This window comes from Nocardia sp. NPDC005745, assembly GCF_040630775.1.
In the GTDB taxonomy this organism is placed as follows: Bacteria; Actinomycetota; Actinomycetes; order Mycobacteriales; family Mycobacteriaceae; genus Nocardia.
This window is the reverse complement of the sequence record NZ_JBEXYF010000020.1, coordinates 101214-121034: the sequence shown is the minus strand read 5'-3', so window position 1 is coordinate 121034 and position 19821 is coordinate 101214. Positions and strand designations below refer to the sequence as shown.

Annotated in this window: 15 protein-coding genes; 4 read left to right on the top strand and 11 right to left on the bottom strand. The window is 67.2% G+C overall.

Features of this window, described 5'->3' with window-relative positions; genetic code table 11:
• Positions 1-8: 8 nt before the first annotated feature.
• The 4 genes from ABZ420_RS21920 to ABZ420_RS21905 all read right to left on the bottom strand — a co-directional run bounded on the left by ABZ420_RS21920 (position 9) and on the right by ABZ420_RS21905 (position 6228).
• Positions 9-1244, bottom strand: coding sequence for an acyl-CoA dehydrogenase family protein (locus tag ABZ420_RS21920; RefSeq protein ID WP_357125620.1), 1236 nt, complete (start codon positions 1242-1244; stop codon positions 9-11).
• A 28-nt stretch (positions 1245-1272) separates the two neighbouring features.
• The gene (locus ABZ420_RS21915; RefSeq protein WP_357125695.1) at positions 1273-2760 is read right to left on the bottom strand and encodes an aldehyde dehydrogenase; all 1488 of its coding nucleotides are present in this window, start codon (positions 2758-2760) and stop codon (positions 1273-1275) included.
• A gap of 517 nt (positions 2761-3277) precedes the next feature.
• On the bottom strand, positions 3278-4213 hold the full coding sequence (locus tag ABZ420_RS21910) for an alpha/beta hydrolase (protein WP_357125617.1): 936 nt from the start codon (positions 4211-4213) through the stop codon (positions 3278-3280).
• A 170-nt stretch (positions 4214-4383) separates the two neighbouring features.
• Positions 4384-6228, bottom strand: a complete 1845-nt coding sequence (locus ABZ420_RS21905; RefSeq protein ID WP_357125615.1) for a helix-turn-helix domain-containing protein — start codon at positions 6226-6228, stop codon at positions 4384-4386.
• A gap of 47 nt (positions 6229-6275) precedes the next feature.
• Between ABZ420_RS21905 and ABZ420_RS21900 the strand changes: the two genes are divergently transcribed.
• The 4 genes from ABZ420_RS21900 to ABZ420_RS21885 are packed head-to-tail and all read left to right on the top strand — an operon-like array spanning position 6276 to position 9788.
• Positions 6276-7283, top strand: coding sequence for an enoyl-CoA hydratase/isomerase family protein (locus tag ABZ420_RS21900; RefSeq protein WP_357125612.1), 1008 nt, complete (start codon positions 6276-6278; stop codon positions 7281-7283).
• A gap of 13 nt (positions 7284-7296) precedes the next feature.
• A complete protein-coding gene (locus ABZ420_RS21895) occupies positions 7297-8421 on the top strand; it encodes a thiolase family protein (RefSeq protein ID WP_357125609.1) in 1125 nt (374 codons plus the stop codon).
• Entirely contained in the window at positions 8418-8813 is a 396-nt protein-coding gene (locus ABZ420_RS21890) for an OB-fold domain-containing protein (RefSeq protein WP_357125606.1), read from the top strand. Before ABZ420_RS21895 ends, ABZ420_RS21890 begins: the two co-directional genes overlap by 4 nt.
• Positions 8814-8834: 21 nt before the next feature.
• Positions 8835-9788, top strand: a complete 954-nt coding sequence (locus tag ABZ420_RS21885) for a cyclase family protein (RefSeq protein WP_357125603.1) — start codon at positions 8835-8837, stop codon at positions 9786-9788.
• An 83-nt stretch (positions 9789-9871) separates the two neighbouring features.
• Here ABZ420_RS21885 and ABZ420_RS21880 read toward each other — a convergent pair whose 3' ends face one another.
• The 7 genes from ABZ420_RS21880 to ABZ420_RS21850 form a co-directional block, all read right to left on the bottom strand.
• Positions 9872-10201: a nuclear transport factor 2 family protein gene (locus ABZ420_RS21880; protein ID WP_357125600.1), complete on the bottom strand. Its 330-nt coding sequence runs from the start codon at positions 10199-10201 to the stop codon at positions 9872-9874.
• Between the two features lie 96 nt (positions 10202-10297).
• Entirely contained in the window at positions 10298-11509 is a 1212-nt protein-coding gene (locus tag ABZ420_RS21875) for a CoA transferase (protein WP_357125597.1), read from the bottom strand.
• Positions 11502-13535, bottom strand: a complete 2034-nt coding sequence (locus tag ABZ420_RS21870) for an acetoacetate--CoA ligase (RefSeq protein ID WP_357125594.1) — start codon at positions 13533-13535, stop codon at positions 11502-11504. The genes ABZ420_RS21875 and ABZ420_RS21870 overlap by 8 nt, the downstream gene beginning before the upstream one ends.
• 129 nt (positions 13536-13664) lie before the next feature.
• Complete coding sequence (locus ABZ420_RS21865; protein ID WP_357125591.1) at positions 13665-14405, bottom strand: SDR family NAD(P)-dependent oxidoreductase; 741 nt, start codon at positions 14403-14405, stop codon at positions 13665-13667.
• Positions 14402-16243 carry an NAD(P)/FAD-dependent oxidoreductase gene (locus tag ABZ420_RS21860; RefSeq protein WP_357125588.1) on the bottom strand — a complete coding sequence of 614 codons (1842 nt, stop codon included), beginning with the start codon at positions 16241-16243 and terminating at the stop codon, positions 14402-14404. The genes ABZ420_RS21865 and ABZ420_RS21860 overlap by 4 nt, the downstream gene beginning before the upstream one ends.
• Positions 16244-16778: 535 nt before the next feature.
• Positions 16779-17489, bottom strand: coding sequence for a nitroreductase family protein (locus ABZ420_RS21855; RefSeq protein WP_357125585.1), 711 nt, complete (start codon positions 17487-17489; stop codon positions 16779-16781).
• 91 nt (positions 17490-17580) lie between these two features.
• Positions 17581-19218: an NAD(P)/FAD-dependent oxidoreductase gene (locus tag ABZ420_RS21850; RefSeq protein ID WP_357125582.1), complete on the bottom strand. Its 1638-nt coding sequence runs from the start codon at positions 19216-19218 to the stop codon at positions 17581-17583.
• Between the last annotated feature and the right edge of the window lie 603 nt (positions 19219-19821).

The window sequence follows — 19821 nt, the reverse complement described above, 5'->3', positions numbered from 1 at the left end:
TCGTCCGATCACGCTCCGGGACCGGCTGCGGGCTCACGGGGAAGTCCCAGCACCTGCTCGCCGATCGTGTTCTTCTGGATCTGCTCGGAACCGCCATAAATGGTTCCAGCCCGAGCGAAAAGGAAGTCCCGGGCCCAGACGTTCGTCGCAAGCGGGTCCGTGCCGCGCGGCTGAGCACGCAGAATCTCCGGTCCCGGCTCGCCGTGCAGGTCGTTGACCGCCGTTCCGAGCACGTCGATCGCGAGTTCATGGACACGCTGGCGGTGCTGGGACACGCGCAGCTTCACGATCGAGGACAGCGGGCCGACCTCGGCGCTGTTGGCGGTGGCACCGAGCAGCCACAACGCGAATGCCCGCTGGATCTCGACATCCGCGGCCAGTTTGCCGAGCCTGCGGCGGATCTCGTCGTCGGACGCCAGACCGCGACCGGCGACCAGTTTCCCCAGACGGTCGATCTCGATCCGGCTGGCCAGCGCCAGCGACAACCCGTTGGCACCGCGCTCGTGCCCGAGCAGGGTCAGTGCGACCTTGGCGCCATTGCCGACCTCCCCGATGACGTTGTCCGCCGACGCGTAGGCGTCGCGGAAGAAGACCTCACAGAACTCGGGCTCGCCATTGAGGTTCCGGATGCCGTGCACCTCGACCCCGGGCTGGTCGAGCTCCGCCACCAGAAACGTCAGACCACGGGACTTGCGCACCTCCGGGTTGGTCCGCACGAGCGCGAAAATCCAGTTGGCGGTCAGACCGGCGGTCTGCCAGATCTTCTGGCCGTTGAGCACGAACCCACCGTCGGCAGGCTCGGCGCGCGTCTTGAGCCCGAACAGGTCCGAACCCGCCTCGGGCTCGGAATACCCCTGCGCCCAGCGGATCTCGCCGCTGAGCGTAGCGGGCAGAAGTCGCTGCTTCTGCTCCTCGGTGCCCCATGCGAGCACGGCGGGCCCGAGCAGGCTGATCCCGATGCCGTCGTTGGGTGCGGGGTACTGCGGCACACCCGCGGCGACGAACTCCTCCACCACGATCGAATACTCGATCGGGCCCAGGCCCCGACCTCCGTAGGCGGCCGGCCAGTGCGGCGCGAGCAGGTGGGCCGCAACAAGTGCCTCCCGCCATTCCGCCCGGAACCTCTGGATCGCCGCCGGAGCCAGGGAGCCTTCCCCCGCCCAGTCCTTCGGGACATGTGCGGTTATGAACTCGCGCACCTCTGTGCGCAGCTGCTCGGCCGTGGCCGGTGTCGCTAGATCCATCTCTCCTCCTTCGATCCCTACGAACCGGTCAGCCGATGCGGAACGGGTCGCGGGACTCGTCGGCGATTTCGATCCACACCGACTTCGTCTCGAGGTAAGAGTCGAGTGCCTCCTGACCGTTCTCCCGCCCCAGCCCGCTCGCCTTCATACCGCCGAAGGGAACGCCGGGTGCGTTGGTGCGGTACGCGTTGACCCATACCGTCCCAGCCGCCAGCCGCGCGGCGCACCGGTGCGCCCGGCGAACGTCCCGCGTCCAAACGCCTGCGGCAAGGCCGTACTGCGTGTCGTTGGCCAACGTCACCGCCTCCTCTTCCGTGTCGAACGGCAGCAGGCCGACAACCGGGCCGAACACCTCCTCCTTCATCACCGCCATCGACGACGTCACCCCGGTCAGCACGGTCGGGCGGACGAAGTACCGGCCCACGTCCGGCGCGAGGCCTCCCCGAGGTGACAGCCGCGCGCCTGCGCCGACCGCCGACGACAGGATCTCAGCCACCCGAGCGAACTGCGGAGCTGTCGATATCGGTCCGATGTCGGTGGTCGGTTCACTGGGATTTCCGATCCTGACCTGCTCGGCCCGGGAAATGAGCCGCGCGGCGAACTCGTCATAGAGGTCGCGATGTACGAGCACCCGCGAGCCCGCGGTGCAGAACTGACCCGACGCGGCGAACGCCCCGGCTACCACGCCGTTGGTCGCCTGGTCGAGATCGGCGTCCGCGAAGATGATTTGCGGAGACTTGCCACCCAGCTCCAGCGTCACCGCCGCCACGTGCCCGAGCGCCGCCTGAGCGACGGCAACCCCGGTGTGGGTCGAGCCGGTGAACGCGACTTTGTCGACGCCCGGGTGCGCTACGAGATGTGCTCCCACCTCACGGGACCGGCCCGCCACCACATTGAATACACCCGGCGGGAACCCCGCCTCGTCGACGCAGGCGGCGAACGCGAGCGTCGAGGCCGGGGTGAACTCCGACGGCTTGGCCACAAAGGTGCACCCAGCGGCGAGCGCCGGCGCCAGCTTGAAGGCCAGCAGGATCAGCGGTGCGTTCCACGGCAGGATCGCCGCGACGACGCCGATCGGCTGTCGAATCGAGTAGACGTGGAAGTTCGGGTGTGCCTCCTGGAAGGCCCGGCCCTCGATCTTGTCCGCATATCCCGCGAAATAGCGCAGCCAGTCGGCGACATAAGCGACCTGGGCGTTGGCGTCCCGGAACGGCTTGCCGTTGTCCCGTGTCTCGACCTCCGCCAGAGCGCGCGCGTCCCGCTCGACGATATCGGCAAGGCGGAGCAACAGGCGGGCCCGCTCGCGGCCCGGCATCCTGCCCCACTCCCCGGACAGGGCTGCTTGCGCCGCGTCCACGGCGCGGTCGACGTCCTCGGTGGTGGCATCCGCTATCCGGGCCCAGCTGCGGCAAGCGTAGGGATCCTCGGACTCGTAAGTCGTGCCGGTCGAGGAACCCGTGAACCGCCCGTCGATGTACAGCTCGAAATCCGTAAGCACGTCGGTCACCGCGGTCATCGCCCCGGCCTCCGTATGCCCTGTCATCGGTCCAGCATCGCTGTAAGCGTGCGGCGACCCGCCGTGCGCAGCGGCACGCGAGGCATCCAGCGGACGCGGGTACCGCCGCAACCGGCACGGCGGAGGCTGCCGATTGTCGGCTTGTTGGAGGCGAGATTCAGCATCTTCTGTCCTTCGTTTCGGCGTCTTGGGGCGACAATAGAGGCGCAGGCGTTCCGCATCGCCGCCCCGCTGTGGGGTCGTTGTCGTGCGTTCCAATATCGGATCCGAACGGCCGGTCCGGTCTCGTAGGCATGACATCGCCGCATCGAGCGCCAGGACTCCCGAACGCGGCATTCGCGCCGGTCCGGCCCTGCGCCGACCGCTCGTCGACGGCCGGTGTCGACCATCGCCGGGCAAAGCGCCGTCATCGGATTCCTCAGTGGCGTAGTGCCGGTGCCGCGGTCTTGTTCAAGCCCATAACGGCACGGTGGCGACATAAGCGGGCGAGGTCTCGACCCGAGGTGAAGGAGTTCCGTTACGCCACGCGCGCCCGCACGAAGTCCCCAATCAGCGCGTGGGCATGGCGGCTGCGCCGCACCTCACGGGCCCATTCGAGGAAGACATGCGGGAGGTCGGAGTAGGTGACTATCTCGGTCGGGACGCCCGCCGCCCGAAGCGCTTGCCCGTAGATCACGCCGGTGTCATACAGGATGTCCAGGCCGGCGAGCACAAGCAATGTCGGCGGCAGCCCGGCGAGGTCTCCGTGAATCGGTGAGAAGTCGGGGTGCGGTGCGCGTTCGGTGTCGCCGAGGTAGAGCTGCCAACAGGTGGTCAGGGCCTCCGCCGTGAGCGCGGGCGAGGGCGTGTCGGAGGCCGTGCTCACCCGGCAGTCCGTCACCGGGTACGCGAGCACCTGTCCCGCGAGCGGCACCGCCCCCGATGCCTGTGCGGCGGCAACCGTGATGAGGTTGCCTCCCGCACTGTCGCCGCCCACGACGACCCGTGCCGGATCGTGTCCGAGCATGTCGGAGGCCTCGGCGGTCCGCACCCAGTCGATCACGGCCCGGACCTCGTCGAGTGCACAAGGGAATGGGTTCTCGGGCGCCAGCGAGTAGTCGATCGAGAGCGTCCTGGTACCGCTGTGGGCCGCCAGCGCTGCCGCCGTGCCGTCAAAGCCCGCCGCAGACCCGATGATCCAGCCTCCGCCGTGGGCCCAGACGAGCAGTCCCTCCGTGACGGGCGCACCTGCGGGAAGATAGCTGCGAACCGAGACGGATCCGGTGTCGCGGAACTCGATCTCGATGTCACGCACCGACATATCCGGTGGAACCTCGGGAGCGAACCGCCGCCCCACAGTCTCGTATTTGAGCCGCATTTCGCTGAGATCGGCAGCCGGGATGGCAGCGCGGGCGGCGATGACGATCGCGGCCTCCGGATCGAGGACTTCGATCGGAGCGGGCTGTGCGGGCACGGTCTCCTCCTGGGACGTCTCGGATGACCCGAGTCGCCCCACAGCGGGGAAGCGGTCCGGGTCTCGGACGGACCCACCGTAAGGAGGCCGAGCTTTGCCCTCCCGAGAATCGTCGACCGCGCTGTCCAAACCTCCAATCGGATGCTGTCGGCAGTCGGACGCGCCCCCGTTCACGTGGTGCCGGGGAACTCCCAAGGCAGGTCGCCCACAAGCCGCATCGCCGAGACGGTGAGCTCCGCTCGCAGTTGTCCGCTGGCGTCGTTGAGCAGGTCGAGTCCGGTGAGCTTCTCGATGCGAGACAGCCTGTAGCGCACGGTGTTCTCGTGCACCCCCAGGACGCGAGCACACCGACGCACGTTGAAGGAGTCGACGAATACACGCAAGGTGGTAATCAGATCGTCCTCCCCCACCGCGCCGTCGAGGCCCCGCAGTTGCCGACGCGCGTAGGCACGGGCCTCGTCGACGTTTACGGAGGCCATGAAGGGCAGGGCCGCACCGAACTCGCGCACCCGGGCGGCACGAGGAAACCCCGGGTGCCGGAAACGATGGACGCATCGCATCGCATGTCGACACTCGACATAGGCTTCCTTGGCGCCGCTCGGTTCCGGGAACGGGCTCGAGATCACTGCGGACACCTCGTCCAGCATGGGGTCCTCCCCCAGACGTTCGTTCAGTACGCACGCCAGCTTCGCCGCGTCAGCCGAAGCAGCGCTGAGGATGGCAAGACCTCCCCCCTCGACCGAGGGTACTACGGTCGCTGCTCCCAGGACTGAGCCCACGAGCTGGGTGAGACGCTCCTCGACCTCCGGCCGTAGCACCGTCGTCGACGGCGAGTCGAAGAGGACAAGCATGTGTGCGGTGTCGGGCCCGAAGCCGGCGGCATGGGCCCGCCCCGCCAGTTCGGCCTCGTCTGTTCCGCCGTGCACCAGGTCGCGGGCGACAGCCGAGCGCAGCGCTGCGACGGTCGTGGCCTCGCTGTTCGCGGCGGCCAGCGCCGCTCCGAAGCGGGCCCCCACCCTGGCCGAAGCTTCTGCTTCGAACGGCTGCAACGTCCTCCCGGCCTCATGGACCACCAGCACACCCCAGTTCTCGGCGCCCAGTACCACCGGAGCGACGATGCACCTCGTGTGCATGCCGATCGCAGGTAGAGGTCCGAGTATGCGGGTCTGCCCTCGACGGACCAACTCCAACTCCGCCTCGATCTTTCGATGTGACCGGACAGCGCGGTCACCGAGATCGACGTGCGGGGCGCCGACTTGACCGCCGACATCGGCAGCGCCCATCCGCGTCCAGGTCCGGTCGTACACCGTGACCGGTCTGCCGAGTAACCTGGCGGCGTTGCGTGCGTATAGCGACGGCGAGAGCCCCTCCGAGGTGAGTTTTTCGAGGAAGGAGTCGAGCCGGGACATCCGCCGTAGCGTCTCGTTCTCCTGACGGGCACGTCGGAGAGCCTCCCCACGGTCGACCAGCATCGAGGCCGTCACCAGGGACGCCCCGCACAACGCACCCAGCTGACGCGCTGCCTCGACCTGCCACGGCGAGTAGCTCACCTGCTCGAACTCGCTGTCGAGGAAGGCCAACGCGACGGTCTTCTCGCCGAAGATGATCGGAACCCCGATCATCGAGTAAGCGCCGAGCGCATTCGCGGCACGGACCAGGGGAGACAGGCGCGGATCGCCTCGGGTGTCATCGATGATCACCGGCGCCCGCCGGTCCAGCACCTCTTTGGCGAAAGCATCCGTGCCGTCGATCACGCGCTGCCCGAGTGCGGTGTAGTCCGACTTGCCGAGCGAGAGTGCAAGCCGGTACACGTTCGACGCCGGGTCCGGGAGGCGGAGCGAGCATCGGCTCACGCCCGTGGACGCCGCAAACGCGTGCGCGACGGCGCGCAGGACCCCGTCGAAGTTCTGTGCTTCGTGCACCGCCCCGGCGATCGAATTCACGGCGTCGATCACGGACGGGAAGACCGAGTCGCCGGTTCGGGGGACGCGGTAGGGGGAAACGGCCAAACTCATCTGTGCTGGTCTTCCTCGTTCAGCGGCGTTGTATGAACGGTGGAAGTATGACGCGCGACACAATTATTCGTCAAGTAGTTGACGAACTTGTCGCGACTGCCCATTTGTCCGTGGCGAGCAGCCGTCAGCTGGCATCGACGCGGTCAAGTGCGTGCGTCGACGAACCGCTTCGCCTACGACCTGCTCTTGGAGATCTGCACAAGCGGTGTTCGTCGGCCCGGTCTGCACGGGATGGCGTGATGCATACAGTCAGGCCCAACCCGAGGATGGAGCCGGAAGACATGGCAATCGATTTTGAGGTCAGCGACCACATCGCCCTGGTCACACTGAACAGCCCGCAGCGACTGAACGCGATGGACGCAGCCGACTACCAGGCATTGTCGGAAGCCTGGACCGAGGTACGCGACAACACGGACATACGCGTCGCCGTGGTCACCGGTGCCGGCGATAGGGCGTTCAGCGCCGGAGCGGACCTGAAATCGTTCCTCGGCACCCCGACCGACCTCTCGGATTTCTGGCTCACCCAGCAGGGGCAACTGCTCAATCGTGGCATCGAAATGTGGAAACCCGTGATCGCCGCGGTGAACGGCTACTGCCTCGGCGGCGGCCTCACTCTGATGCTGGCCACCGACATTCGCTTCGCCACGCCGTCGGCCAGCTTCGGCCTGACCGAGGTCAAACGCGGCGTGCTGGCCGCTAACGGTGGTACGCAGCGCCTCATCGAACAGCTGCCGCACGCCCTCGCGATGGAACTGCTGCTCACCGGCGACCGCTTCGACGTGCAGACCGCCCTGCAGTGGGGTCTGGTCAATCGAGTCGTCGAAACCGACGACCTGCTCGACACGGCGTTCGCGACCGCCCGTCGGATCAGCGCGAACGCGCCGCTCGCGGTCCAGGCCACGAAGGAGCTCGCGTTGCGGTCCCGCGACGTCGACCGCGCCACCGGCCTACGGCTGGAGGAGGCCATGCTCAAGTTGTTGCGCCATTCCGAGGACGCCCTCGAGGGACCGAGAGCATTCGCCGAGAAGCGTGCCCCGACCTTCACCGGCCGCTGAAGAGGGAGCTGACATGCGCGGGAATATCGTAATCGCGGGCATCGGGCACACCGCCTATGGCAAACTGCCCGGCCGTTCCACGACATCGCTGAACGTCGAGGCATCGCGAAAGGCCATCGCCGACGCGAGGATCGACAAGGACGAGATCGACGCCGTCTTCGTCAAGTACCCCACATCCGGGCACCGGATGATGTACGGGCAGACCGTCGCCGAGGCGCTCGGGCTGCAGCCCCGCATCGGCGGCGTGTGGGACCAGGGTGGCGCGACCAACATCTCGATGATCTCGTACGCGGCGATGGCGATCGAGCACGGGCAGTGCGAGGTCGCGCTCGTCACCATCGCCGACAACCCGAGGACCGGGACACGGCACGTTTACGAGAAGGGCTGGGGGGATGACGCCGTGTACGGCTGGTTCGGAACTCCCGCCGGCTACGCCCTGATCGCGCGCAGGCACATGGAGGAGCACGGCACCACGCAGTACGATCTCGGGGCGATAGCGGTCGCCGCGCGGGCTCACGGGGCGCGCAATCCCCACGCTCAGCTTCGGAAGCCCCTCTCTCTGGCCGAGTACGAAGAGTCGCGACAAGTAGTCGATCCGCTCCGGCGCGACGACTGCTGTCTCATCTCCGACGGCGGCGCCGCCGTCGTCGTGATGAGCCGTGAGCGTGCGGCGGCGGTTGGTGCGACCGGAGTCCCCATCCTCGGCTTCGGCCAGGGACAGACGTCCTGGGAGGTCGCCCAGCGCCCGAACCTCACGACCACCGCCGCGGCAGTCTCGGCGCGGACCGCGTTCGAGATGGCCGGGATGACCCCTGCCGACATCGACGTCGCGCAGCTTTACGACTGCTTCACCATTGCCCCGTTGATGACGCTGGAGGACTACGGTTTCTGCGCCAAAGGCGAGGGCGGAAAGTTCGTCCGCGACGGCGCCATCGAACTCGGGGGAACACTGCCGATCAACACCAGCGGTGGCCTGCTGTCCGAGACCGGGATGCCCGGAATGCAGTTGGTGATCGAAGGCGTCCGTCAGATACGAGCAATCTCGACGGCGCAAGTGGCAGGTGCGTCGACCTGCATCGTCAGCAACCAAGGAGGAATAATGACCACGCACTCGACCCTCATCCTGGGCGACCGATGAGCGCCGCTCCGCTGCCCGAGGTCACGCCGCTGACCGAGCCGTACTGGAACGGACTGGCCGAAGGCCGGTTGCTGCACCAGCGGTGCTCAGTATGCCTGCATGCCTGGCTGCCCGCCCGTGAGGAGTGCCCGCGCTGCCTTGCGGCGAACCCCGGTTGGGTGCAGTCCGCAGGCACGGGACGCCTGATCAGTTGGGTCGTCTACCGTCAGCCCTTGCACGCTTACTTCGCCGACCGGGTGCCCTACACGGTCGCGGTGATCGAACTGGCCGAAGGGCCCCGGCTGATCGGCTCGCTGAGCGGCGACAACCCAGCCATCGAGGCGCCGGTCCGGTTCCGGCCCGTCGACGTCGAGGGATTTGCCGTGGCTTCCTTCGCGCTCGTCACCGACTAACTCCGGGGAGAGACGACGGACATGAGACACGACCTCAACTCAGAGGAGTACCGCGAGCTTCAGATACGCTACCGCAACTGGGGCCGATGGGGCGCGGAGGACGAGATCGGCACGGCCAACCTCGTCGGTCCCGAGACGGTTGCGCGGGCAGTGGGCCTGGTCCGCCTCGGCAAGGTCTACTCGCTGGCCCTGCCCCTCGATCGCAACGGTCCGCAGACTGGTAAGGGGCTGACCGGACGGTCGAACATCCAGCACTACATGGCCCGCGACGGCGGTGACATCGCGGCCGCCGCGGGTGACGAGCCGCAATTCGACGGCACGGACGATCTGGTTCAGCTCTATCTGCAGGCCGGCACCCAATGGGACGCCTTGGCCCACGCCTTCTACGACAACCGGATGTACAACGGCCGGCCGACCACGGACGTGACCAGCGCCGGGGCAGCCCGCAACGCGGTCACCGGACTCGTGGACCGCGCACTGGGCCGCGGCGTGCTCCTCGACGTGCCCCGAAACGAGGGCGTCGAGTGGCTCGAACCGGGCCGCGCCATCGACACAGCCGACCTCGAACGGTGCGCGGACCAGCAGGGCGTCGAGATCGGCCCGGGTGACTTCGTGCTCGTCCGCACCGGACAGCTAGCCCAGGTCCGGGCCCGCGGAGCTTGGGAGGACTACGCCGGCGGGCCGGCTCCCGGCCTGTCCGTCGACGCCGCGCATTTCTTCTGCTCGCGCGATGTCGCCGCCGTCGCCGGGGACACCTGGGGGTTGGAGGTGCGACCGCCCGAGGGCGACCTCGTGGCACCTGTGCATGTCCTGCTGATGGTCAATGCCGGGATCCACATCGGCGAGATGTGGGACATGGAGGAGTTGGCCGGCGACTGCGCCGCAGAGGGGTGCTACGAGTTCCTCGTTGTCGCCCCGCCACTGAACATCACGGGCGCTGTCGGCTCCCCGGTCACCCCGCTGGCGATCCGCTGAACAGTGCCGGGAGGGTGAAGGCGTCGGCCCGCCCTCCCGGCACTCAGCAGCGATGGAGCACACCACCATGTGCCTGCGACGAATCAACAGTCTCCGGACTCCTTCGTGAGCAAGTCGTCGTAGTAGCCCAGAGAGCAGGGCTCTATAACCGAGCCGGCCAACTCGAACGCGGTCGTCTCCGAACGTGCGTGGGCCTCGTCCCAGCCGGTGAAGGCGATGATCGGGACGCCGACGAGACGGACCGAGCTCCCTGCGCCCGGCGTCGGCACACGCTTCTCGGCCGTACGGTTGAAGTACCTCATGATCGCGTCGCGGCCCTCACACCGGATCGGCGCCCCGGCGGCGATCCAGACCGCGTCCTCGGTCCAGACCCGAAGAACATCTCGCGGTCCACGCGGTCCATCCCCAGACATAGCGGGAGAACAGTTCCGCGATCCGGATCCGGCCGAGCCGGCGTCACAGCACGGATGTCAGGTCCGGCGGCGACACGCAGCAATGACACATCGACGTCAGACGTGCCCGCCCTCGCGTAGTGCCGCCAGCCGGTCCTCATCGATCCCCAAGCCGCCATAGATCTCCGCGTTGTGCGCGCCGAGCTCCCAAGGACCCGTCCAGCGCACCCGGCCGGGGGTGCGGTCCAGCCGAGGTACGACATCCTGAGACAGGAAGTCCCCGAAATGGTCGTCGTGGTGGACGACGAGCGAGCCGCGCTCCCGGAAGTGCGGGTCGGCGACGATGTCGGCCACACTGTAGACAGGACCGGCCGCAATCTCGTGCCTGGTCAGAATGTCGTCCAGCTCCGCGGAGTCGTGCTCACCGGCCCAGTCCGCGACGAGGCGCTCCAGTTCCTGCTGGTGTGCCGCGCGGCCGATATGGGTGTCGTAGCGGGGGTCGGAGGCGAGTTCCGGACGGCCCATCGCCGCGCATAACCGCCCGAAGATCTGGTCCTGGTTCGCGGCGATGACGAACCACTTACCGTCCCGCGCGCGAAAAAGATTCGAGGGTGAGACGCCGGGCAACCCGGTACCGGACGGCCCGCGCACCTCCCCTAGCTTGTCGTACTCGGCGAAAGCGCTCTCCATCACCGCCATACACGCCTCGGCCAGGGAGACGTCGATGACCTGTCCCCGGCCGCTGCGCCGCCGCTCGTACAGCGCGGCCATGATTCCCTGCGCGGCGAACATCCCGGCGAGCGTGTCGCCGAGGGACAGACCGCTGCGCGGCGGCGGCATGTCCGGGTACCCATTGACGTAGCGGATGCCGCCCATCGCCTCACCCACGGCCGCATAGCCCGGGCGGGAGGCGTACGGGCCCGTCTGGCCGTAACCTGAGATCCTGGCCACGACCAAACCCGGGTTGTCCCTGGAAAGGCGCTCGTAGCCAAGTCCCCACTTCTCCAGTGTGCCCGGCCGGAAGTTCTCCACCAGCACGTCCGCGGAGTCGCAGAGCCTGGTGAAAACGTCCGCTCCCTGCTCGGTGCGCAGGTTGGCCGTCACGAGCTTCTTGTTCCGCGACTGCACCGGCCACCACAGGGCTCGCCCCTCGAAGGTGCCGCGCCCCCAGTACCGCATCGGGTCCGGACGGTCCGGAGCCTCTACCTTGATCACCTCGGCGCCAAGGTCCCCCAGGGTGCGGGCAGCCGTCGCCGCAGCCAGGATCGTGCCCAACTCGATCACCCGAAGACCCTCGAGTGGCCCCGCAACGGTCGATCGCTCAGACATCGGTTCCCCTTTCCGAGGACGCGCGCCCGGTCCGCCACACGGTACGGGCGAGTACGTCGAAGTAGGTCAGGGCACCCGGATTCGCGAGGGAACCGGGACTGACGACCTCATCGGTCCGCGCGCCCATGAGGATCCGCTTGACGGGAACTTCCAAGAGCTTGCCGGACAGCGTCCGCGGCACTTCGGCCACGGCATGAACCTCGTCCGGGACGTGCCGAGGCGAACAGTCGCGGCGGATACGGTCACGGAGAGTCCCGGTCAGGCAGTCGTCGAGGATGGCGCCCGGACGCAGTACGACGAACAGCATCACCCAGCCCGGGGTACCCTCCCGCGGCACGTCCACGACCAGGGCGTCGACCACCTCATCGATCGTGAGCAGCGCCCGGTAGATCTCCGCCGTGCCGATCCGTACGCCGCCGCGGTTGATCGTCGAGTCCGAGCGGCCATGGATGATCGCACCGCCGCTCGGGGTCATCTCCACCCAGTCGCCGTGCCGCCAGACCCCCGGGTACATGTCGAAGTACGACGCCTGGAGCCGCTCGCCCGATTCGTCGCCCCACAGCCGGAGCGGCATGGACGGCATCGGCTCGGTGACGACCAGCTCACCTACGGTCTCCTGCACCGGCCGGCCCTGCGGGTCCCACGCCGCCACGGCGACGCCCAGTGCGGGGGCCTGCAACTCACCGCGATGCACCGGGAGGGTTGGCACCCCGGCCAGGAACGAGGTGCAGACGTCCGTCCCGCCGCTGGTGGAGAATAACCAGACATCCCTGCCGACACGGTCGTAAACCCAGTCGAAGCCTTCCGGAGTCAGCGGAGACCCCGTCGAGCCGACCGCGCGCAGTGCCGTCAGGCCGAACCGCTCGCGAGGGGCGAGGTCTGCCTTCGCGCAGGCGGACAGATAACTCGCGCTGGTCCCGAAGCAGGTAACGCCGGCCTGTTCGGCGAGTTCCCAGAGCACCTCGGGCCCGGGATGGGTCGGGCTGCCGTCGTACAGCACGATCGACGCCGGCGTGAGCAAGCAGCTCACCAGGAAGTTCCACATCGTCCAACCGGTGGTGGTGAACCACAGGATCCGATCGCCCGGCCGGGCGTCGACGTGCAGCGTCATCATCTTGAGGTGCTCGAGCAGGATGCCGCCCTGACTGTGCACGATGGCCTTGGGCAGCCCGGTTGTGCCGCTGCTGTACAGCACCCAGAGCGGGTGGTCGAACGGCAGCTCGGTGAACTCGAGATCCTCCGGTGTAGCCGGGGCGACCAGCTGCGACCAGGGCCGGGTCCCCGGGATGGGGGCGTCGTCCAAGTAGGACAACGCATACGCTTCCCGTACGGTCGGCAGCCCGGCCAACAGCTCGCCCACGGTCTCTCGACGGTCGAAGTCCTTGCCCCCGTAGCGGTAACCGTCCACAGTGAGCAGTACCTTCGGCTCAATCTGGGTGAACCGATCCAACACGGCCCGGGTGCCGAACTCCGGTGCCGCGCTCGACCAGACCGCACCGATCGAGGCACAGGCCAGAAACGCAGCCACCGTCTCGGGAATGTTCGGCATGTAGGCCGCCACCACATCGCCGCGCCCCACCCCGGCCGCCTTCAGCGACCGGGCGACACCCGCCGTCTCCGCCCTGAGCCGCCCCCACGTCCAGGTGTCGAGCGGGCGGATCTCGGAGGCATGGTGCAGTGCGACGTCATCGTCGGCCCGGTCGCGGAAGATATGCCGGGCATAGCTCAACTCGGCGCCGGGGAACCACTCGGCACCGGGCATCGCCCGCGAGCCGAGAGGAGCGCGCGCCGGAACCGACGCCTCGACGCGAAAATAATCCCAGATCGCGGTCCAGAAGCCTTCGACGTCCCCGATCGACCAAGCCCACAGGTCCCGGTATGCCGTGAGGTCTTGCCCGGTCCTGGCTCCCGCCCAGCGGGCGAAGTGCGTGATCGTGGCCCGTTCGATGGAGGTGGCTTCCGGCTCCCAACTCGGCTCGACGGCCTCACGTACCGCAGCCTCGCTATCGATGTCCTCGAGAGTCATCGGGTGGTCTCTACTCTCTTTTGTCGTCAGAACTGCAGCCGGGACTGCAGGCGGGACGCGAGCCCAGCCGCGGCCGGGAGGCACCAGCACTCCGCAGCCGCAGCCAGGCTCGCGTGGGTTCGGATCGACTCATACGTTGGTGGGGCGCATAGCCCCGTCGATCCGGAGGGTCGCCCCGTTGATGTAAGGGTTCTCGATGATGTGCGCCACCAGCGCGGCGAACTCCGGTGCGTCTCCCAGCCGGTGCGGGTGCGGCACCTGACCGGCGACCTGGGCTCCTGCCCCGCGGAGCAACGCGGTGTCGAACGCCCCCGGCGCCACGCTGACGATCCGGATCGCCGACGGCGCGAGGGCACGCGCGGCGGGCAGGGTGAACGAAACGACCCCACCCTTGGTAGCGGAATAGGCGGGGGCAGTCCCCTCGTAGGCCGCGATGGACGCGGTCGTCACAATCACCCCGCGATCCCCGTCCACCGGGTCCAGCTGCCCCATCGACCGGACGGCGTACTGCACCACGTTGAATGTCCCGGTGAGGTTCACGTCGACTATCCGGCGGAAGGACGCCAGAGCCTCCTTCGGGTTCTCGCCGAACACCGACACCGGAGACGCGATACCGGCGGTGTGCACGACCGCCCGTAGCGGCCCCCATTCGTCGGCGACACGGAACGCCTGCTCGACGTCATCGGCATCGGTGACGTCCCCCGCCACGAACCGGATGTTCTCGGCGGCATCGGCGACCTCGTCACCCGCCGTCCCCGGGAGGTCGACAAGTACCACGCGGGCGCGCGCCGCCGCCAACCGGTTCACCGTCGCGCGCCCCAGACCCGAGGCTCCGCCGGTGACGACCACCACCTGATCGTCGATCCTCATGGCCGACTCACAGATCGGTCGCTCGCCGTGGTCAGGGTGATGCCATCGAAGGTCTCGACCTCCCACCAGTCCTCGATCAGCTGCCAGTACTCGACCTCGTTACCGAGGTACCCCTCAATGAAGAAGCTGCGGCCGAGATCTCCCTGGCCGTTGTAGAACCCCGGAGTGCAGACCGACCAGTACCCCTCGCGAAGCTTGAATGTCTCCCTGGAGAGGGCGCGCCACTGCAAAGCCGCCTCCTCCGTCGGCTCCATCCGCACGACATCCTGTTTCAGCGCGTATCCCACCAGCCGCGCAGCGTGCCGAGCCTTCTGCTCGAGCATGTACACGACATTGACGGTGAAGCCGTTCTGGCTCAATCCGATCTCGAGGTAGTTGGGGAACCCCGGCGTCAGAAAGCCATGCAGGGTCTTGTGGCCGTCCGCGAAGTACTCACGCAGGGACCTGCCTGCACGCCCGACGATGTCGTAACCGTAGCGGCTGGCCGGCGAGGTGCCCGTCTCGAAGCCGGTCGCGAAGACGATGAGGTCGACCTCGTAATGAACACCGTCGACTACGAAGCCGGTCTCGGTGACCCGCTCGAGTCCAAGCGGGGAGTTCACCAGCTCGACATTCTCGCGGTTGAAGGACGGATAGTAGTCGTCGTTGAAGCACGGCCGCTTGCACATCACCGCATACCACGGCTTCAGCCCCGCGGCGGTTTCCGGGTCCTCGATGACCTCATCGATCAGCTTGTGGGTCTCCTGTACCCGGATCATATCGGCCAGCTCGGCGACGGCGAGCTGGTCCTCCATCGACAGCGACTCCACCGGCACGTCGACCAGGTTCTGCCCGTTCGCCTGCCCGAAGATCCCGGTCCAGGCATCGCCGACGAGATTCTCGTCCTCCGGGAATCCGTTGAGGATCCGCACGAAGTTGTTCGTCCGGTCCTGCCGCCAGTTCTGGCGCAGCGAGGCCGCCCACTCCGGGTCCGTCGGCCAGTTGTGCCGACGCCCGACATTGGTCGGCGTGCGCTGCACGACGTACAGCTTCTCGGCGTCCGCGGCCAGGTGGGAAACCGCCTGGATACCGGTCGCGCCGGTACCCACGATGGCGACGCGCTTGTCTGCGAGCTTGTCGAGTCCGCCGCTCGGCCCACCGCCGGAGTACTCGTAGTCCCACCGCGAAGTGTGCATGATCTTGCCTTGGAACGCGGCGATTCCCGGCACCGCCGGGATCTGCGGCTTGTTCAGCGGACCATTAGCCCGGAGCAGGAAGCGCGATTCGATCACGTCACCGCGATTGGTGCGCACGATCCACTGGTCGTCCTTCTCGCTCCACTCGGTACTCGTAACCCTGGTCTGGAACAGAGCGACGTCGTACAGGTCGAAGTGATGCCCGATTCGCCGAGCGTGCTCCAAGATCTCCGGGCCGAACGCGTACCGCGTCGTCGGAATATAGCCCGTCTCCTCGAGCAACGGCATGTAGATGTACGACTCCACGTCGCACTGGAGGCCGGGGTAGCGGTTCCAGTACCACGTACCTCCGAAATCACCGGCCTCGTCGATGATCCGGAAGTTGTCGACGCCGTTCTTGCGCAGTTCGGCTGCCGTGAGCAGGCCGCCGAAACCTCCGCCGAGCACCACGGCGTCGAGCTGGATGCGGACCGGATCGCGCTCCAGCGGTTCGCTCCATGGATCGGAGGAGTCGATCTCGACCGTATCGAGGAGGCCTTGCCATTGGTCGGCTCCGTTCGGGCGAAGTCTCTTCGCCCGCTCCTCGGCATATTTCCGTCGGACCTCATTTGGGTCGAAGTCGACCTCGATCGGGATACCGGACACGGGAAGATTGACAATCATCGGATAACACTCCCTACTGCGGCACTGCGTGGGCATTCGTCGCGTTGTGGCACTGGACACTATTTGCGCTTCGTTCTCTCCTCCCAGCGCTCGGTTCCCTCATGTTGTGGCGCCCTACAACGCTGATGGAACGGTCGGCGAGAGTCGCAGGCCGAGTCGGGTGCCCAACGCGCACCGGAGGAGAACGGCCACGATGACGACGGGGAACGCGACGCCGAGTAGCTGACGCTGACCGATTGCGCGAGCCGTACCGAGGTGGCGATGAGCGATTCGACGCTCCGGCCGGTCACAAGGAAAGCGTTGAGGAGACCTACAAGAAGAGACAGCGGGGGCCTTCCGGCACCGCTACGAGCTGTCGGCGGCGATCGAGCTGATCGGGTCGGTGCCGATGACGCCGGTGGCGACATCGGCTCCGCTGTCCAACCCGAGGGGGTCGCGGTGGGCCGACGCCCGCTCCGGCCGCCTGGCCGAGCTGACTGGTCCAGGACAACCTTGACGTCCACCAGCTCCCCGTCAGCCGCAACCAGCGCCGAGGTCAGCTTCCCCAGCTGTTCCAGTGCAGTACGTCCCGGACGGGTCCGCGTCGAGCGGGCTTGAAGTCGGTCCCTTTCGTATAGGCGACCGGGAACAGCCCTACCTGAGTGTTGTCGGCGGGGAGGCCGAGAAGCTCCGTCATGTCTTTCTCGCACCACAGGTGCGCGGTCGTCCACACGCTCCCCAGCCCGCGGGCCCGCAGCGCGAGCATGAAATTCCATGCTGCCGGCATGACTGAACCCCAGGCCGACGCCGCCTCGAACAACCTCAAATTCTCGAATCGCGTCTTCAGAAGTGGGACCACGAGAACCGGCACTTCCTGAAGGTGGTCAGCCAGGTACATAGCGGATTCCCATACCCGCTGGGTCCCCTCGACGTCCGTGATCTCCATGCCCATCCGATCGAGAGGCCCCTGCCTGTCCTCCGCGGCTGCTGCCTCTGCGGCTGCTGCTTCTGCGGCTGCTGCCTCCTCCTTCACGAAGACGTTCACACCTGCGCGGTAGATGTCGGCCATCTGGGCACGCACGGCGGGATCGTCTACGGCAACCCAGCCCCACGCCTGGGTGTTTTCTCCACTCGGGGCTTGGAAGCCGATCTCGAGACACTTCTCGATCACGGACCTGTCCACCGGACGGTTGAGATCGAGCCGCCGACGGACGGCGCGCGTCGTGGTGAGCAGCTCATCCGGCGAGAGGTCGAGAATCTCGGTCATTTTGGACTCCTTTGTCTTTTTTGCTGGGACTGTGTGTGATGTGCGACCCGAGGCAGAAATGGGGCTGCTGCGGGTCTCTTCGCGGATGCCGTCAGGCGGTGACGAAGGCGTTGAGGCCGTCCTGCGCCTCGTGGGCGCGGTTGCGGTAGTTGGCGAACCCGCCGCTATAAGCCAGACCCTGGCGGGGTTTGCCCGGGATGTTGGAGCCGAGCCACCAGCTGTCGGTCTTCCAGATCAGAGTCGCCGCGTAGAGCGAGGTGACGTGCTCGGACCACTCCGTCTCGGCATCCGCCCGAGGCTCGATCCGAGTCAGGCCCTTGTCGGCCAGTGACTCGATCAGATCCGCCACATAGTTGCTCTGGAAGTCGGCCAGCGTCGGCGGCGAGAAGTGGAACGCGGGTGACTGAGGTCCGAGTAACATGAACAGGTTCGGAAACTTCGACGTCATGATTCCCAGCACAGTCCGAGCGCCACCCGCCCAGTGATCGCGGAGTAGCACGCCGTCCCGGCCGCGGATGTCGATCCGCAGTGCCGCACCGGTGCCGCCGTCGAACCCGGTGGCGAAGACGAGTACGTCGACCTCGCGCACCGCGCCGCTCGCCAGCCGAACACCCTCGGCGACGATCTCGGCGATGGGGTCTTCGCGGACGTCGACGAGTTCCACGTCCGGCCGGTTGAACGCCGCGTAATAGCCGCTTTCACCCGGGGGGCGCCGCGATAGCGGCGGATGTGTCGGAACCAGCTTCTCTGCGATCGCCTGGTCCTCGACGATCTCGCGGATCTTGCCCTCCAGGAACGTCCGGAGTTCCTGGTTGGCCTCTTCGCTGCGGACCAGGTCGACGAAGCTGCGGCCCATGTGCACGCCGCCCGCCTGCCACCGCCATTCGAAGTCCGAGATCCGCTCGGCGTGGCCGAGATCCATCGCGTTGCGCATCTCCGACCGGGAGATCCGGCCGTCCATCAGCACCATTCCCGGCCCGCGGACCTCCTGTTCGAGGGCCCGGATCTCGGCATAGTTCTCTTTGACGAACCGCTCGTAGTCGGGATCCATCGGCTTGTTACGCAGTGGAAAGCACCAGTTCGCGGTGCGCTGGAAGACGAAGAGGTGCGCTGCGTTGCCCGCACACTCCTGAATGACCTGTACACCGCTCGCTCCGGTCCCGACGACACCGACCCGGCGGCCCTCGATCACCGGACCGGGCTCCGGCCACCTGCCGGTATGTACTAGTTCGCCGCGGAAGTTGTCGAGGCCCGGGATGACGGGGAAGGTGGGAACCGACAGAAAGCCGGTCGCCAGCACGACGTTCGGCGACTCGTAGATCTCCTCATCGTCACCGCCGACAGCGGCCACGGAACGCCAGATCCCGGTCGACTCGTCGAACTCCATGGAGGTGACACGGCGTCCGAAGCGGATGTCGGGTCGCAGTTCCAGGCGGTCTGCTACCCAGTTGAGATAGCGCTCCACCTCCGGCTGACTCGCATACTTTTCCGACCAGCTCCAGTCCTGCTGGAGGTCGTCGCGAAACGAGTAGGAATACTCCAACGATTCCACGTCGACCCGGGCGCCGGGGTAGCGGTTCCAATACCAGGTACCGCCGACCCCGTCGCCTGCCTCGAGCAGGATGCTCGAATGTCCACGCTCACGCATGGTGTCCAGTGCACGGAGCCCGCCGAAGCCGGCACCGACGATGAGCACATCGACCCTGGTAGGTGTCTCGTTGATGGGCATGCTTTCTCCTGTTTCGGCTTACTCGCTGTCGAGTTCGGGGCGACATTGTCAGGGCCGTGTGGGCGGGGGTGGCAACGAACCGACTTAGGTCGACTCGAGGTATCCGATGACGACAGCGCGCTGCGCTGCCATGTCCTCCAGCTCCGCGGCCGGTTAGCCGAGAAAGCTAGCGAGCGCGGACGGCCCGAGTCCGGCTCGTTCGACGCCGCTTGTGAGGATCTCCATCGGGGTCCGCGCTACGGCGCTGGCGGCTCCGCGAGCGGAATCCGTCCGCCGCGAAGGTTGTCGATCGCGCCCGCTGTAAAGCGGATCGAGACCAGGCGGCGGGGTCGAGGCGGTTGGGCTCGCAGACACCCCGATCTGAGGGTGTCCGCCCTGTCGGCCGCCCGTTGTGGGGGGACACAATGGGACCGTGAACGCCGCAGTGGTGATACCGCATGTCCATCCGCGGTCCGGCGACACATCGCGGCTCCGGCGGTCGGCTCTGCTCGCTCCTGCGCGGAGGTGGGTGGTGGGTGTAGACCCTGGTGAGGAAGGCACCGGGCCGGCTCCGACGATCCGGTGGTGGGCCGGGCCGATCAGGCCCACCACCGATCCGACCGC

Coding starts and splice junctions, on each gene's coding strand:
- ABZ420_RS21920 (WP_357125620.1), bottom strand. CDS start 1,244: ATGGATCTAGCGACACCGGCCACGGCCGAGCAGCTGCGCACAGAGGTG.
- ABZ420_RS21915 (WP_357125695.1), bottom strand. CDS start 2,760: ATGACCGCGGTGACCGACGTGCTTACGGATTTCGAGCTGTACATCGAC.
- ABZ420_RS21905 (WP_357125615.1), bottom strand. CDS start 6,228: ATGAGTTTGGCCGTTTCCCCCTACCGCGTCCCCCGAACCGGCGACTCG.
- ABZ420_RS21900 (WP_357125612.1), top strand. CDS start 6,276: ATGACGCGCGACACAATTATTCGTCAAGTAGTTGACGAACTTGTCGCG.
- ABZ420_RS21895 (WP_357125609.1), top strand. CDS start 7,297: ATGCGCGGGAATATCGTAATCGCGGGCATCGGGCACACCGCCTATGGC.
- ABZ420_RS21890 (WP_357125606.1), top strand. CDS start 8,418: ATGAGCGCCGCTCCGCTGCCCGAGGTCACGCCGCTGACCGAGCCGTAC.
- ABZ420_RS21885 (WP_357125603.1), top strand. CDS start 8,835: ATGAGACACGACCTCAACTCAGAGGAGTACCGCGAGCTTCAGATACGC.
- ABZ420_RS21880 (WP_357125600.1), bottom strand. CDS start 10,201: ATGTCTGGGGATGGACCGCGTGGACCGCGAGATGTTCTTCGGGTCTGG.
- ABZ420_RS21875 (WP_357125597.1), bottom strand. CDS start 11,509: ATGTCTGAGCGATCGACCGTTGCGGGGCCACTCGAGGGTCTTCGGGTG.
- ABZ420_RS21870 (WP_357125594.1), bottom strand. CDS start 13,535: ATGACTCTCGAGGACATCGATAGCGAGGCTGCGGTACGTGAGGCCGTC.
- ABZ420_RS21865 (WP_357125591.1), bottom strand. CDS start 14,405: ATGAGGATCGACGATCAGGTGGTGGTCGTCACCGGCGGAGCCTCGGGT.
- ABZ420_RS21860 (WP_357125588.1), bottom strand. CDS start 16,243: ATGATTGTCAATCTTCCCGTGTCCGGTATCCCGATCGAGGTCGACTTC.
- ABZ420_RS21855 (WP_357125585.1), bottom strand. CDS start 17,489: ATGACCGAGATTCTCGACCTCTCGCCGGATGAGCTGCTCACCACGACG.
- ABZ420_RS21850 (WP_357125582.1), bottom strand. CDS start 19,218: ATGCCCATCAACGAGACACCTACCAGGGTCGATGTGCTCATCGTCGGT.